Consider the following 16648-nt stretch of genomic DNA (forward strand, 5'->3'; position numbering starts at 1 on the left):
TCCGCTCTGAGGTGCGAGCGCTACCTGTACCGCCCTCCGCTCCCTGATCCGAGAAAGTTGCAGATCCCCTGCTCCCTGAGGAGCGAGCTTGCGAGCGTCACGAAGGGTCTTGGTGACTCGGGTCGCGAAGACCCCTTCGTGACGACGCGCCCTCCGCAAGGTCCGGGCGCTCCTCGGGGAGCAGAGTGCGTGGTAGTGCGCGGGTAGCAGGACTGCCTAGTTCTTCACCGCCCGCATGGGTCCCGGGGTCCAGAGTCCGTGGTGGGTGTCGGTGGTGATGGTCAATTCGGCGTCGGTCTGCGGGAGGATCGGGGTCAGGCTCTGAAGCATGCCCCAATCCTTGGCCCAGTCGTTGCGCAGGTACGACGGGTACACGCGCGGCCGCAACTCGTTCTCGATGATGCCGAGCGGGCCGCCGGAGTCGCCGGCCATCCAGCGCTGCGAGTTGACCCGTTCGCCTTCGCGGTCCGGCGAGATCCGCCACTCCGGTGTCTCCAGGACCCCGTACTTCACCTGGGCGGGACGCTGGCACGGGAAGGCGAGACCGGCCTCCCAGTCGATGAGCACCGGATCCTCGCTGCCCACCAGCGAATTCAGCGTCACCATCGACGAGACGCGCGGCGGGGTGACGGCCAGCCACTGGTCGCGCAGCGTCGAGGTGTCCTCGGCGAGAACGCGGACCACCGTCGCGCCCGGGGGCGCCTGGTCCATCGGGAAGCGCAGGTTGCGCCACTCGGGGGCACCACCGATGTCGAGCGGCACCATCTGACCGGCCGGTGCCACCGTGCCGTCCGGCGCGACGCGGCCGAACTGCAGTCGCACTCGCTGTCCGGGCCGGGTGACGGCGAGGTCGTCGATGTACTCGACCTGCCCCGCCACCGACATCGTGACGAGCGGCTGCTCGCCGGAGGGGTTCTCCGGCAACTGATACCAGTCGGACGTGAGGCGACCGGTGCCGCTGGGGGAGTTGTAGGTTCCGAGGACCGGGGTCTGGCTCGGTGACAGACCGAACGGCAGCTTCACGGTCGACCCGTTGACGCCGGCCTGGGCGGTCTGCCCACCGCTGGTGTCGCTGGAACCGGTCGTGGTGTCGGTCTCGGCGCCGGTGCCGTCCTCGGTCGGATCGGACTGGGTGCGGTCGACTTCCGCGGTCGAGGTGCCCGACGAGGACTCCTCGGCTTCCTCTTCGGTCTCCTCGGACAGGTCCGACGCCACTCCGTTGGGGTCGAACCCTTCCATCCCGGTTCCGGCCAGCGCGGCGCCCGGCGACGGGTTGTCCTGTCCCGCCACTCGCGCGGGTGACAGCAGTCCGGCGTTCGGATCGTCCTCCACCAGTACGGCATCGGCGAGTGCGCACGGCTGTCCTTGGAGCGCGTTGACGTTCGAGCTCAGCCACGACCACGAATTGCGCTGCGTCCAGTCCGCTTTCGCGAATGACACCAGGGTGAACAGCAACATGATGGTCGACACGACGATGATCGACGGGCTGCGGAGTCGGGCGAACACCGACCGCGACGCACCGGTCCGGACGGCGTCGTCGACGTAGTCGTCGCGGAAATGCTGCCACAGACCGAGGGCGGTCAGCGCTACTGCCACCGCGAGGATCCCGGTCCAGAGCGGGATGCCCCGGACGTCGGGAACCGCGTCCCGCCAGGGGATTCCGTAGCTGCCGACGTACCACCACTGGTTGCGTCCGGAGAACGCGAGCGCCAGGACATATGCGCAGGCGGCGGCGAACAGGGTCCGGTTGCGGCGACGACGCATGATCGTGCGATCGGCGCAGGCGGTCGCCACTGCGGCGAGCGCGCCGCCGATCGCGGCGTACACACCGAGCTGGTGGGTCCACTTGGTCGGCAGGAATGCCATCAGCACGGCCGAGCCGGCGACCATGGCGACCAGACGCCACGTGGGTGCGGTGGCGATGCCGGGCAGGCGGCGCCGGTTGAGCAGCATCACCACGACCAGGACGAAGCAGGTGAACACGATGAGAATGCCGAAACGCCGGGCGATTCCGCCATCGGCGGTCGGATTCATCAGCATGTAGTAGCGCATCGGCTCTTCCCACCACTTGTTGGTGGGGCCGACCTGTCCGTTGACCGACACCGCTTCCAGGATCGGTGCCAGCGGCTGGTCGGCGAAGATCTCGAACATCACCGCGAGCCCGGCGGCGAGAATCGGGAGAAGCAACGGCCACAGACCGTCGCGCTTGCGGCGCACCGCGAGACGTTTGATGAGCGGCCGGATGCCGGCGATCAGGGCGATCGAGGCGATGACGCCGGTGGGATGGATGGTGAGGGTGAACGCCGCGGAGATGATGCCGATCGTCAGCGGGAAGAACCGGCCGGTGGCGATCGCGCGCTCGACGCACACCCAGGTGAAGATGGTGCCCAGCGCGATGAGCGGCTCGACGCGCAGTCCGTTGTTGTACGGCATCCACACCGCCAGGAAGACCAGGGCGGCAGCCCAGATCGCCGGCGTCGACTCGCGGACGGCCCGCCCGAGACGGGGGATCGCCGCCCGGCTGATCAACCACCACGACGCCATCGCGAACAGGAACGGCAACAATCGCAACCACGGCGTCGCGGTGCTGATCTCCATCCACGCCGACAGGTAGTGGTAGTGCCAGCCGAACGGATCCTGCGGGACACCGAAGTAGCGGTAGTAGTTGTCGAGATAACCGGCCTCGCCGGCGATCCGGCCGACCGTCACCTGGTATCCGTCGTCGGCGGTGTTGCCGCCGACGAACAGCCAGATCAGCAGCACCAGGGTGACGACTCCGTCGACCGGGCGTACGCGCCACCAGCCCGCCGGGAAGATCTTGTGATGGCCGCGCGCGTCGCGGGCGTCCAGGACCGCCAGCGCGGCAAGGGAGAGGATCGTCGACGCGATGCCGAGGACCAGCAGCCAGAACTTGAGTGTCGTGGGCGTGGAGACGAACCGGGTGTCGATGGTCGACCGGAAGGAGAGTCCGTCGGTGCTGACGTCGGCCGGAAGGCTCGAGTACACACCGATGATCTGCGGCCGGGCGTTGGGATCCCGCAGATCGAAGGACCGGACAGCGCCGGCCTCATCGTCATTCGGCCCGCTCCCGGCGCCGGCGGCGTTCTCCGGCAGACCCTGGATCGACCCCCGCGTGCCTTCGGTGTCGGATTCGACGACGATCCGACAGTCCGGCGCCGACTGTGCGGCCGCGCGAGGAGTGTTGAGTAGCAGGACGTTTCGTTGCACGACCTGGAGCGAGTCAGCGGTGGCCCGGACGAAGAGGCCGACCTTGCCTGCCTCCGCGCCGCCCTCGGGCACCGTCGACAACAGCACTCCGCCGGACGCGGGCAAGGACGCGCCGAGTGCACACGGAACCGTGACGTCCATCGAGACCGGGACGAACGACACGTTCGGTGCGGCGACATTCGCCACCGAACCCTGTTGCGGCCAGGTCAGTTCGGCCTTCGTGTAGTCGACCGGCAGGAACGGGCTGAGCAGTGCTAGCAGGATGCCCACGATGCCCGCGGCCATCGCGACGATACGCGCGGTGCCGGCGTGGCGTTCGGCGAAGCCCGGGCGGCGGTCACTCACGAATGACGCGGTGTCGGCGGGACTTCGGGAAGAAGTGTCGGTGTCTGCCACGTCTGCCTGGTTCTCTCCGGTGTGCCGCGTCGCCGGTTCGGCGTGCGAGTGGTCGGGGTCAGTCATCTTCGGGCACCACCCTGATCGGGCCTGGGCGCGACCATCCCCAGGTGGTCGACGTTCCCGTCTGCACCTCCGCGGGTCGCGCCTGCGGCACCAACGGGGTCAGGCGCTGCAGGTTGCCCCACTCGCGGTACCAGTCGTCGTCCAGGTAGGTGGCGAGGGTCGACGGCCGCGTGAGCGCCTCCACCGGCGCCAGCAGTCCGCCGTCCTCGGTGGCCATCCAGGTCTTGGACTGCGAGTTGGCGATCCACGACTCGGGCAGGATGCGCCACTGCGGGAGGTCGAAGACGCCGTGGTGGGCGGTCATCGGACGCTGGCACGGGAACACCGCGCCGGCGGCGAAGTCGATGAGCACGGGATCGGTGGAGCCGACGACGGTCTGCAGGGTCTGCAGCACCGGGGCCCGCGGCGGGGTGACCGCGAGCCACTGGTCCGGGTCGAGGTTGTTGTCCCGGGCGACGATTCGCATCACGGTCGCATCAGCGGGAACGCGGTCCATTGGGATGCGCAGGTTTCGCCACGGGCGGTTGGTCCGCTCGGGGTCGATCGGGATCGCGGGTGCGCCGACCTCCTCGAACTGTCCGTTGGCAGGAACATTCGGCCCGCTCGCTTCGCTCCCGGCGCCCGCTTCGGACTCCCTACCGAACTGGACCTCCAACGCCTGCCCGAAGTTCGGGACGCCGTCCCGGTCGAGCGTGAAAACCGCGCCGGCGGCGGTGATGACGATCAGCGGCGAGGAGTCGCGGGCGGGCAGGCGATACCAACCGGTGGTCAGAGTGGCCTGGCCGCTGTTGGTCTCGTGGCTGCCCAGCACGGGTGTGGTCGCCGGATCGAGACCGAACGGCAGTGCGGCAGTGCTGCCGTTGACGCCGCGAGGCCCGACGCCGCCGGTGGTTCCCGGGTTGCTGCCGTAGACGATGAACGTCTTCGACAGGTCCGCCGAGGTGTTCATCGCGCCGGGTTTCTGGGCTCCGGCCTGCGGCGTCAGATCGGGCTTCACCCCGTCGGGACGGAATCCCTGGGACTGACCCTGCAGCGTCGACGACGCCGTGCCGCCGTCCGCCGGCGTCAGCATGCCGCGATTGGGATCGGGTTCGACGAGCACGGATTCGGCCATCGCGCAGGTGTTTCCGCGCGCGGAGTCGAGATTGGCGGACAGCATCGTGAAGGTGTCCGCGCGGCTGGTCGCGGCCTTCGCGAACACCGCGAGTTCACTGACGACGATGAGGACGGCGATCACCGCGATCGGCGCGGAGGCGACCCCGATGCGCCAGCCGGCGGGCGCGGCACCGCGGTCATGGGCGAGGCCGGTCTCGTCGACGAAGTCCATCCGGAGGTGTTGCCAGATGGCGAACAGCAATGCCACCACCGCGAGCGCGAGGAGCACGGTCGACACCTGGATCCCGGCGACGACAGGTGCCTTGTCGAACCAGGCGATGCCGAAGTTGTAGGGCCACGGCCAGGCGTTCTTGCCCGCCGCTGCGGCCGCGCACGCCACCAGCAGCCCGGCGACCAGGATCGACAGGTTGCGGAGCGTGCGGCGCGCCGCCTGCCCGATCGCCACGCAGGCGACGGCGGCCAGCGCCGCGCCGAGGCCGGCGAAGATGCCGAACTGGATGGTCCACTTCGTCGGCGTGAACGACAGGAACAGGATCGTCAGCAGGGAGGCGCCCAGTGCCCGCCACACCGCGCCCGGATCGATGCCGTCGATCCGCTTGCGGCGCAACATGATCGCCAGGACGACGAACATGGACACGGCGAACAGGAGCACCGGGATGCGGCGGGCCAGGGCGCCGTCGGTGGTGTTCACCGCGAGGAAGTAGTAGCGCAGGAGTTCCTGATACCACGCCAGCGTCGGACCGACCGAGTAACGGATCCGCAGGGCCTCGAAGACGGTCGCGAGGGTCTGGTCGCGGAAGACGATGATGACGACCAGCGCCACACCCGCGAGAAGGGGGGCGAGCAGCGGCAGGAGTCCGTCTTCGGCGCGGCGTCGGACCAGGATGCGGAGCATGGGCCGGGCGCTCGCGATGAGCAGGGCGAGCGCGACGAGACCGTGCGGGGCCAGGGCGAGCGTCAGCGCGGCAGTGAATGCGGCGATGACGGCCGGCAGCATCCGTCGCGTCGAGACCGTGACCTCCACCGCCCACCAGGTCGCCAGGGTGCCGAGGACGATGATGCCCTCGCTGCGCAGCCCCGAACACATCGGGAGCCAGAACGCGAGGAAGACCGCCGCGCCGGTGAGCATCGCCCACTGTGACCGCCGCACGGCGCCACCCAGGCGGGGCAGGAGGACTCGGCTGAGGATGAACCAGGCGGCCAGGCCCGCGAACAGGGACGGGAGCCGCATCCACAGGCCGGTCGTCGAGATGGTCGACCAGTACGCCAGGAAGTTGTAGTACCAGTCGAACGGCGATTCGGGGATGCCGTAGAAGCGGTAGTAGTTCGCGAGGTATCCGGCGTCGGCGGCGTTGCGCCCCATGTTGAGGATGTAACCGTCGTCGGGTGACCCCGCCCCGAGAAAGTGCCAGACCACCAGCGTCACCGTCACGCCGATGTCGGTGGGGCCGGGGCGCAGGACCCGGCGCCACCGGAGGCGTCGGCCGACTCTTCGGTGATAGCCGTGGATGCGGTCGAGGCGTCCGACGGCCACGAGCGCGACGATCGCGGCTCCGACGCCGACGACCATCACCACCCACTTGAGGATCGACGGCGACGAGTCGAAGCGATCGTCGATCTCGAGGCGGACGTCGACACCCGGGGCGGCCCGGAGCTGTTCGGGCGTGAGGTCGGTGAAGATGCCGGCGATCTGCGGGTTCGACGCCGGTTCGGCGAGGCCGATGGCGCCGCCGCCCGCGATCGCCGGTCCCGGGGGCAGACCGACGAACTGCGCGCCGGTCGTCGTGGCGTCGGAGAAGATGCGGAGTTCGGTACAACCGGCCAGCGCGTCCCGCGGCACCGAGGCAAGCGTCTTGTTGCGGTTGGTGACGGATACACCGTTCGCGTCGGCGACGACGAACAGCCCGTTGTCCCGCGCTTTCACCGCGGCCACGGGCATCGTCGACAGCACGACGGTCGACGAGTCGGCGGGGGTCGTCGACAGCACGCGACACGGGATCGAGATGTCGACGTTCCGTGCGGTCTGCGCCACGAGCGGAGCCGTGACCGATGCCGAGGTGTCGGTCTGTTGTGGCCACGTGATCGACGCCGTCGAGGTGCTGACGGGCAGGAACGGGGTCAGGATGCCGGCGACGACGGCGATGAGCCCGGCGACCGCGGCGACGAGCGCGACGGTGCGGGACTGCGGTGCGCCGGACGCACGCTGGGCAGCAGCTCCAACGGTGGTGGCGGCGTTGCCAGCGGACACTTCAGGCGACTTCGGCACAGGCGCATCGTAGTCAGCCATGCTGTGACAAACCCAAATCCCCTGACCGGATAGCTCGATGTGGCTTGGGTGGCTTCGACACGGCTCCTCGCTGCGCTCGTCACCTGCTCAACCAGCGGGAGAGGCGAGACCGCCGGCTCCCCGCCCGCTGGCCGAGCAGCGTCGTCCGAGTGCAGCGAGACCGCCGGAGTTCCGCCCGCTGGCCGAGCAGCGTCGTCCGAGCGCTGCGAGGCCGCCGGCTCCCCGCCTGCTGGCCGAGCAGCGTCGTCCGAGCGCAGCGAGGCCGCCGGCTCCCCGCCTGCTGGCCGAGCAGCGTCGTCCGAGCGCAGCGAGGCCGCCGCGTCCGTCGAGGTCACTTTCCGCGCGCGACTCGGATCAGGAGAACCGCATGAGGATCGAGTGCACGGCCTGGGTGACGGTCATGCGGTCGTAGGTCTGCACGAACTCGAAGGTGCGCTCGAGATCGGGACCGGCGTCGTGCTGGTCGCGCGCCGAGAGCAGCGCCGCGAAATGCGGCCCGAGGACGGCGACATTCCACTCGTTGATCAGGTCGTCCTCCGCGTCGAGCGGCGCGCGGTGGACGTTCCCGTCCCGGATGTCGGGCAACCCGACTCCGTAGACCCCGGCCAGACCGGTCTTCTCCGACATCTCCCGCCACCGCTTGGCGGTTCGCGAGGTGAAGTGTTCGGCGAACTGGAAGGTGCCCAACACGATCGCGGCGCCACCGATGGCCGCCTGCTCCTCGAGTGCCTTGCTCATCTCGATGAGCAGGCGTTTGTTGCCCATACGCGGCGGGATCGAGGTCGACGCGATGCGGTACGGCGTCGACTTGTCCGGGCCGGGGGTGGTCCACACCGGCATCTCGGGCAGCGGCACGACGGTCCGGCTGGCGAGGACGGACGGGTCGGTCACGGCGGGATACAGGTCGCCGATACCGAAAGCGGCGCCCATCGTCTGGGCGGTGATCCGGGTGGCCTCGTCGTCGACGCCCTCGGCGATGACGACGGCATGGCTGCGTTCGGTGTGCGCGGCCAGCGCGTGGGCCAGGTGCGCGGCGTCGGAGTTGGTCTGCGACGTGAGCAGTTCGGCACCGGTGACGATGATGTCGGGTTCGACGAGGGAGAGCAGCGTGGCCGCGTGCTCGCTGCGGACGAGCCCGTCGACGCAGATGATCTTGCCGGCCGCCCGGGCGCGGGCGACGCGGGCGAGTGTCCGCTGCGGGCTGCGTTCGACGGCGTCGGGGAGGATGACCATGACGTGACGTTCGAGGCTGCGCGCCGTCTCGTCGTCGAGGTTGTCGATCAGGTCGAGATCGAGGGAGACCAGCAGCGGCAGGATCTTGGCCAGCGACTGCGCACGTTGGGACGCGGCCATCTTGCGCTTCCGCTCGTCGAGCACAGGGTGTTCTTCGACAAGACGGGCGGCGCGTTTGAGGGCGGCGGCGGTGGCGAGCCGGGTACCGGCCGGCCCCCGGAGCTGCAGTTCGACGGCGGCGAGAGCGCCATCGGACAGCCGGCAGACCGGCGCGAACTGCATGTGGAGCTCCAGATCATCGAACAGGGTGAATGATCGCGTTTCGGACACACGTGCCTCCCCGTCAGAGCGGAAGAGCGCCCCGATCGATCTGGTGGACGCGGATTGCTTCACATCCTGTTCGCGGCGTTAGCCTGTGGCCAGCGTAACAAACCACGAACGGTGGACATGGTCGAGAAGCCCTTGGTCCCTGAGGTCCCAAGCGGCGCAAGGTATTCGGCTGTGAATCCGGGTGCGGGTGTCAGTGCCTGTTCGTAGGTGTTGGGTACGGAGAGGTGTTACCGCGGCCGCGACCAACTGGGCGGAAGGTCGCGACCGCGGTTCCGGGGCGGGTCCGGGGGTGTGGTGACCCGCTACTCGGTCTGTTGCGCCAGGTCAGCGGGCTGCGTCGGCCGCTGCCTTTTCGCCGCTGGCGCCGGCATGGGTGAGCTCACCGGTGTAGCTCTCGAGGTGTGCGCGGACGAACCACTGGAACTTCTCCAGTTCGGCGGTCTGTCCGATGAGGATGTCCTCGGTGATCGGATCGATGTCGCCGATCTTCTTGATGCCGTCGCGGTGCGAGGTGATGAACCCGTCATAGACCAGGTCGAGCGCGCCGAGGTGTGCCTGCGCGGTGTCGCGTCCGATGGAGTAGTCGTTCCACGAGCGGTCGTTCTCGATCGCCTTGGCGGTGCCCTTCGGCGACGCTCCGAGCGTGGCGATGCGTTCGGCGATGGTGTCCGCGTAGCCGCGGACGAGCTCGACCTGCGGGTCGATCATCTCGTGCACGCCGATGAAGTTCGCGCCGACCACGTTCCAGTGGATGTGCTTGAGGGTGAGGTGCAGGTCGTTCAGCGCGCTGAGGCGCTCCTGCAGGATGCCCACGACCTCGTTGGCGGCTTCGTTGCTGAGTCCAGGTGCGGTGAATGAAGGCATGTCTCGAAATTAGGCCGGTATCGGCGCCGTGACGAGGGCTGCCGGCCATGAGTGACGGAACCGAGACAGCACATCACAGTGAGATAACGAAGGTCTCGAGCGTGTTTGCCGCACCGACCGTGGGGAAAGGGAAACCCCAGGTCGGCGCGGTGTCAGACACCAGATCAATACCCGCTGGAGCGCATCGGCGCGGGGTCGTACAACCCTGAACGGCGAGCCGTCCCGAGGTCAAGTTCCGCAGCCGGCGCCGGGATGATCTCGGTGAACTTCTGCAGGCCGCCCCAGTCACGTCCCCAGTTGTTACGGAGGTAGGTGGGCAGGAGGGTCGGACGCAGCATCGCCTCGGTGATGCCGAGCGGGCCGCCCGCGGTTCCCGACATCCAGGTCTGGCTGTTCTTCCGGGTGGCCTCGGCGTCGGGCATGATCCGCCACTGCGGCACCTCGAGGACGCCGTTGCGCACCTTCATCGGCTGCTGGCACGGGAAGACCATGCCGGGCAGCCAGTCGATGAAGACCGGGTCGGTCTGACCGACCACGTCGTTGAGCGTGGCCAGGGTGCTGACCCGCGGCGGCGTGACCGCCACCCACTCCGACGGTGCGGCCGCGGTGTCGGCGACCTCGACCCGCACGACGGTCGCCCGCTGCGGCGCATCGGCGAGCGGGAACCGCAGGTTGCGCCAGGTCGGGGTCTCGCCGATGTCGATCGGGAACATCCGGCCCAGAGCAGTCACCCGACCGTCGGTCTCGACCCGGCCGAACTGCATCGTGACCTTCTGGCCGGCGTGGACCACCCCGATGCCGTCGACCGCCTCCACCGAGCCGGCGACCGCCATCGTCAGCAGCGGGGCGTCCTCGGAGCGTTCGGGCAGCTGGTACCAGTCCGAGGTCAGCGACCCGGTGCCCGACGGCGAGCCGTAGCTGCCCAGCACGGGCGTCACGGCGGGGTCGAGTCCGAACGGCAGACGCACCGTCGATCCGTTGACGCCGCGGGCGCCCTGGCCGCCCTCGGTGCCGCCCTGCGCGGATGAGCTGTCGGCGGATTCGTCGGAACCCGCACCGGTCTGGGCGCTGTTCTGCGCACCCGAGGTGGTCGACGACTCGGTGCTCTCGGTCGCGTCGACCGAGAGCCGCCCGGGTACGCCGTTGGGGGTGAATCCGATGGCGTCCGGGCCGGCCAGCGCGGCGGCGACACTCGGCGCCGGCCGTCCGTCGACGGCCGCGGGTCGCAGCAGACCGGCGGTGGGATCGGCCTCCACGAGGACGTCGTTGGCCAGCCCGCACGAGTTGCCGGTGAGGGCGCGTGCGTTGGACTTCATCCACGACCACGAATCACGCTGCTCGTAGGCGCCTTTCGCGAACGAGGCGACCATGAACAGCACCATCATCCCGGCGATGACCGGCAGCGGGGAGAACTTCAGCTTCGAATACCACTTGTCGCCGCCCCGGGTTCGGGTCGTCTCGTCGACGAAGTCGTCGCGGAAGTGGAACCACAGACCCGCCAGTGCGGTGGCGACCGCGGCGACGAGGATGAACCAGGCGATGTTGATGCCGCCCACCGTGGGTGGGCGGTCCCACCACGGGACGCCGTAGCTGCCCACGAACCACCAGCCGTTGGTGCCGGCGAAGGAGATCCCGGTGATCGCCAGCACCGCGGCCGCGAAGAAGCTGCGGTTGCGGCGCGATCGCAGCACCGCCGGCGCCATCATGGCGCCCGCCGCGGCGGCGAGGCCCGCGGCGATACCCGCGTACACACCGAAGTGGTGGGTCCACTTGGTCGGTGTGAAGGCGATGAAGAACATGGTGCCGAGGGTCACCGCGACCAGGCGCCAGATCGGCGCGCGCGCAACGCCGTTCGGGTGCTCCCGACGGAGGAGGCGGAGCAGTACGACGAAGAGGCAAAGGATCATCGCCAGCACGCCGAAGCGTCGTGCGAGCGTGCCGTCGGCTGTCGGAAGGATCAGGTAGTAGTAGCGGATCGGCTCCTGCCACCACTCGAGTGTCGGACCGACGTCGGAGGCGACCTTGTTGCCCGCGATCAACGGCGCGAGCGGCTGATCGGCGAAGATCTGGAACAGCACAGCGGTGCCGGCGGCCAGGATGGGGGCGAGCATCGGGAGCAGGCCGTCCCGGGACCGGCGCGACACCAGGGTCTTCACGATCGGTCGGATCCCGGCCAGCAGTGCGGCGACCGCCATCAGGCCGCCGGGCGCGAGCGCGAGGGTGAAGGCGGCGGTGACCACCGCGACGGCGTAGGGGAGCAGTCGGCGGGTCGCGATTGCGCGTTCCACGCAGCACCAGGTGAGCAGAGCGCCGACGGCCTCGGCCGGTTCCGGACGCAGACCGTTGTTGAACGGCAACCAGATCGCGAGGAAGACGAACGCGGCCGACCACACCGCCGGCGTGCTGTGCCGCACCGCGCGGCCCAGGCGCGGGATCACCTCTCGGCTGATGAGCCACCAGCCCAGCAACCCGAGGAGGAAGGCCGGTAGTCGCATGAACGGTGCCGCGACGCTCACGTCCGTCATGGCCGAGATGACCTGGAAGTGCCAGCCGAACGGGTCCTGCGGCACACCGAAGTAGCGGAAGTAGTTGTCGGCGTACCCGGCGTCTCCGGTGATCCGGCCGACGATGAAGTTGTAGCCGTCGTCGGAGGTGTTGGCGCCCGCGAACCACCAGAAGGCGAGAATCGCGAACACCGCGACATCGGGCGGCCGGATCGTGAACCAGCCCGACGGCAGGAAACGCTTGTGGCTGCGGCCGTCCCGGCGGTCGAGGATGCCGAGCGCGATCAGCGAGACGATCGTCATGAGGATGCCGAGCACGATCGCGGTGAGCTTCAGCAGGGTCGGGGTGCTGACGTAGCGGGTGTCGATGGTGGCGCGCAGCGACAACCCGTCACGTGAGACATCGGCGGGCAGATCGCTGTAGACGCCGACGATCTGGGGACGCATCTCGTGGTCGGCCAGCGCGAAGCCGTGCGCGGCGCCGGAGTCCGCGGCCGGTTCGGGCAGGCCCTCGAATCGTCCGCTCACCCCCTCGCCGTCGGCCCGGAAGACGATGCGACAGTTCGGATTCGATTGCGCGGCCGCTCGATCGGTGTTCAGCAGGGCGACGTTGCGGTCGGTGAGGGTCAGAGCGTCGGACGTCGCCCGGACGAAGAGCCCGCGGGCCCCGGCGTCCTGGCCGCCTTCGGGGATCGTCGACAGCAGTACTCCGCCCTGGTCGGGCAGGCGGGTGGCGAGTGAACACGGAACCGACGTCTCCATGTCGATCGGCACGAAGGAGACCAGCGGGGCGGCGACATCGGAGACGTCGCCGCCCTGCGGCCACTGCAGTTCGGCGGTTGACTGATTCACCGGCAACAGCGGGGTGAGGATCGCCAGCAGGAATCCGAGCAGACCGGTGACGGTCGCGACGATCTTCGGGTTGACCCTGGTCGCCATACGGGACGTACGAGGCGTACGGGACTCACTCATCGGATTGGGGCTCCACCCTGATCGAGCCGGCTCGTGACCAGCCCCATTGCGTCGTCTGTGCCGTGTCGATCCGCGCGTCTGGTGCGTCGGACACGAGCGGGGTCAGCTTCTCCAGTGCGCCCCAGTCGCGCACCCAGTCGTCCTGCAGGTACGTCGAGACCGCCGATGCGGACGTGGTGGCCTCCGAGATCCCCAGCAACCCGCCGTCCACGCCGGCCTGCCACGTCTTGGACTGGGAATTGGTCAGCGGATAGTCACCCAGGATGCGCCACTGCGGGACCTGGGCGACACCGTGGGACACACCCATCGGCCGCTGGCACGGGAAGTGCGACGCCACCCCGAAGTCGATGAGGGTGGGTGCCGTCGAGCCGACGACCGCCTGCAGCGTCTGCAACCGCGGTGCGCGCGGCGGGGTGATCCCGATGAACTGCTTCTCGCCGAGGTTGTTGTCCTGCAGCGACAATCGCATCACGGTCGCACGCGGCGGGGCGGCCGACATCGGTACGCGCATGTTGCGCCAGGGCATGTTCAGGATCACGGGACCGGGGTCGATGGGCAGGATGTCGGGGCCGACCTGTTCGAAGTTCCCGTCCGCACCCGGGCGGCCGAACTGCACCACCATCTTCTGCCCGAAGTTGCGTACGCCGAAGGTGTCGATGGTCGAGACGGCGCCCGCGGTGCTGAACACCAGCAGCGGTGACGCCGCGCGGTCGGCGGGCAGGTCGTACCAACCGGTCGTGAGCCGGGCCTCGCCCGGATACCCGTAGCTGCCCAGGACCGGCGTGGTGGCGGGGTCGAGCCCGTACGGCAACTTGGCGGTGGAACCGTTCACGGTCTCCGGTCCGCGCCCGCCGGTGGTCCCGGCGCCCAGCCCGCCGGTGATCGCGAACGGGCGGGCCATACTCGCCGACACGTTCATCTGTCCGGGGCGCTGGCTACCCGGCTCGGGCTGGAGGTCGTCGGGAATCCCGTTCGGGGAGAACCCGACCGGGTTCTCGCCGCGCAGCGCCTGCGTCGTGGTGGCGCCGCCGGCCGGGGTGAGCATGCCGGCGTTGGGATCGAGTTCGACGAGGACATCGTCGGCGAGGCCACAGCTGTTGCCGCGCAGCGTGTTCAGGTTCTCGGCGAGTGCGGTCGACGCCGGGTACCGGGTCACCGCGGCTTTGGCGAACAGCAGTAACTCCACGATCACCAGCAGACCGGCGATCACCGCCAGTGGTGAGGAGGCGAGAAAGAGCCGTCGGCGATCGGCTCGGGTCTCGCCGGGCCCGGTGTCGGCATGTGCGAGACCGCGATTGGTCACGTAGTCCAGCCGCAGGTGTTGCCAGACCGCGACCGCGGCCGCGATCACGGCGAGGATGAGGAACAGCGTCGACGCCTGGTAGCCGGCGATGACGGGGGCGCGATCGAACCAGGAGATGCCGTATTCGTAGAGGAACGGCCACGAGTTGTAACCGGCCATCGCGGCGGCCATCGCGAACAACAGTCCGGAGACGAAGACCGTCAGGTTTCGCGCCGAACGCGCCGCCGACTGGGCCACGGCGACGGTGGCCGCCGCCGCGATCGCCGCCGCCAGCCCGGCGAGCACGCCGAACTGGATGGTCCACTTGGTCGGCGTGAACGCGAACAGGAGGAGGGTGACCCCGACGGCGCCGATGAGACGCCAGACGGGTCCCGGGTCGACTCCGCGAATCCTCGTGCGCCGCAACATGACCGCGACCGTGACGAACAGGCCGGCGAGCAGCAGGAGCAGCGGTACGCGACGGGTGAGGGCGCCGTCGTCGGTGACGACCGAGATGAAGTAGTACCGCAGGAACTCCTGATGCCAGGAGATGACCGGCCCGACCGAGTAGCGCAGCTTGATCGCTTCGAGGACGGTGGCCAGGGTCTGATCGCGGAACACCACGATGAGCACCACCATGCCGGCGGCGGCGATCGGCGCGAGGAGGGCGAGCGTTGCCGCCCAGCGGGATCCGTCCATCCGGTTCCGTCGGTCGATGAGGATGTGCAGCAGTGAGCGGGCCGCCACCAGCAGGATGGCCACGCCGACGACGCCGTGCGGGGCGAGCGCCAGGGTGAAGCCCGCGACTAGGGCGGCCAGTGCCGCGGGCAGGAGCCGCCGGGTCGCGATGGCGTATTCCGCTGCCCACCAGGTCAGTAGCGAACCGAGGACGATGATCCCCTCGCTGCGCAAGCCGCTGCAGAACGGCAACCAGAACGCGGTGAACGTCAGGGCGCCCGCCCAGATGGCCCACGAACTGCGCCGTACCGCGGGGCCGAGGCGTGGCAGCAGCACCCGGCTCAGGACGAACCACGACACGAGTCCGGCGACGAGTTGCGGGATGTGCATCCACAGCACGGACGGCGAGACCGACGACCACGCCGCGAGGAAGCTGTAGTACCAGTCGAACGGTGCTTCGGGGATGCCGTAGAAGCGGTAGTAGTTGGCGAGGTAGCCGAAACCGTCGGCGGTACGGCCCATGTTGAGGATGTAACCGTCGTCGGGCGAACCGGCCCCGAGGACGCTCCAAACCAGCAGGATCGCGGTGACGACCAAGTCGCTGGCCCGGGGTTTCAGTGAATGCCACCACGAGCGGGTGCGCGCGCCGATCCGCCGGTGGTACCCGCCGATGCGGTCGAGCAGCCCGAGCGCGACGACGGCGACGAGTACCGACAGCGCGGCGAGCACCATCACGATGATCTTGAGGATCGACGGGGACGACTCGTACCGGTTGTCGATGGCCACCTGCACGCGCAGGCCGTTACCAGCGGCGTCGCGTGCCTGTTCCGGGCTGAGGTTGCTGAAGATGCCGTCGACCTGCGGGCGGCGGTCCGGCGGCAGGGTCGTCGACTCGCCGAGCCCGACGAACTGCGCACCCGGGCCGGTGGGGGCGGAGAAGATGCGCAGTTCCGAGCATCGGCTCAGGTCGGCGCGGGAGGCGGTCGCGGCGAGACTGTTCCGGAAGGTCACGGTGATCGCGGCGTCGGTGGCGGTGACCCACAGCGACGAGGACTTCGAGCGTGGTGCGTTGGTCGGCATCGTGGCGAGGACCACGCCGTCCGGTGCCGACGTCAGCGTCGCGCACGGGATGCTCGCGTCGAGGGTCTGCGGGGTCTGCGCGATGAGCGGCGCCATCACCGACGACGTGTCGGCGTTCAGATCCTGCCCGGCCGGCCACTCGAAACCGGCGTCGACGGCCTTGACCGGCAGCAGCGGGGTGAGGGCACACAGCACGATGCCGGCGATCCCCGCCACGATCGCGATCCACCGGGAGGTGCCCGCGGAAATCCTGGTCCCGTGCCCCGACGATTCCGGCCCCGACGAGGACGGTTCGGCGGAATCCTCAGGCGAGGTCGGGGCTGTCACAGGCACGGTGCCTCATCGTAAGCGACGTCCCCCGGGGTACCTAGGGCCCACCCCGCGGCTCTGATCGATGAGGTGCGTGAACGTCGGTACCCCTGCTCCGTTGGCAGCGCCCAGAGCTTGTGGAGGGCGCGTCCAGCCCTCGCTCCCTAAGGGCGCGTCCAGCCACTGCTCCCTGAGCCTGGATCCGTGGATGGGTGCGGGGTGTCGGTAACGTGAAAATGCCCTCTGAGCTGGAATGATTGGTGGTGTTGAGACACAAAACATTCCAGCTCAGAAGGCACTTTC

6 protein-coding genes are annotated in these 16648 nt (G+C 69.1%); all 6 read right to left on the minus strand.

All coding sequences use genetic code 11. The features are described 5' to 3' along the window. Positions 1–216: 216 nt before the first annotated feature. The 6 genes from KB201_RS11115 to KB201_RS11140 all read right to left on the minus strand — a co-directional run bounded on the left by KB201_RS11115 (position 217) and on the right by KB201_RS11140 (position 16369). Positions 217–3690, minus strand: a complete 3474-nt coding sequence (locus tag KB201_RS11115) for an arabinosyltransferase domain-containing protein (RefSeq protein ID WP_211539288.1) — start codon at positions 3688–3690, stop codon at positions 217–219. Beyond that, positions 3683–7093, minus strand: coding sequence for an arabinosyltransferase domain-containing protein (locus KB201_RS11120; RefSeq protein WP_211539289.1), 3411 nt, complete (start codon positions 7091–7093; stop codon positions 3683–3685). The genes KB201_RS11115 and KB201_RS11120 overlap by 8 nt, the downstream gene beginning before the upstream one ends. A 354-nt stretch (positions 7094–7447) precedes the next feature. Continuing rightward, a complete protein-coding gene (locus KB201_RS11125) occupies positions 7448–8656 on the minus strand; it encodes a DICT sensory domain-containing protein (RefSeq protein ID WP_078111876.1) in 1209 nt (402 codons plus the stop codon). 324 nt (positions 8657–8980) lie between these two features. Beyond that, a complete protein-coding gene (locus tag KB201_RS11130) occupies positions 8981–9520 on the minus strand; it encodes a Dps family protein (protein ID WP_058250943.1) in 540 nt (179 codons plus the stop codon). A gap of 164 nt (positions 9521–9684) precedes the next feature. Further along, on the minus strand, positions 9685–12996 hold the full coding sequence (locus tag KB201_RS11135) for an arabinosyltransferase domain-containing protein (RefSeq protein ID WP_078111875.1): 3312 nt from the start codon (positions 12994–12996) through the stop codon (positions 9685–9687). Next, the gene (locus KB201_RS11140; RefSeq protein ID WP_197414678.1) at positions 12989–16369 is read right to left on the minus strand and encodes an arabinosyltransferase domain-containing protein; all 3381 of its coding nucleotides are present in this window, start codon (positions 16367–16369) and stop codon (positions 12989–12991) included. Before KB201_RS11140 ends, KB201_RS11135 begins: the two co-directional genes overlap by 8 nt. Positions 16370–16648: the final 279 nt, after the last annotated feature.

It is taken from the genome of Gordonia sp. SCSIO 19800, from assembly GCF_018132775.1.
Lineage (GTDB): Bacteria > Actinomycetota > Actinomycetes > Mycobacteriales > Mycobacteriaceae > Gordonia > Gordonia hongkongensis.

Coding starts and splice junctions, on each gene's coding strand:
- KB201_RS11115 (WP_211539288.1), bottom strand. CDS start 3,690: ATGACTGACCCCGACCACTCGCACGCCGAACCGGCGACGCGGCACACC.
- KB201_RS11120 (WP_211539289.1), bottom strand. CDS start 7,093: ATGGCTGACTACGATGCGCCTGTGCCGAAGTCGCCTGAAGTGTCCGCT.
- KB201_RS11130 (WP_058250943.1), bottom strand. CDS start 9,520: ATGCCTTCATTCACCGCACCTGGACTCAGCAACGAAGCCGCCAACGAG.
- KB201_RS11135 (WP_078111875.1), bottom strand. CDS start 12,996: ATGAGTGAGTCCCGTACGCCTCGTACGTCCCGTATGGCGACCAGGGTC.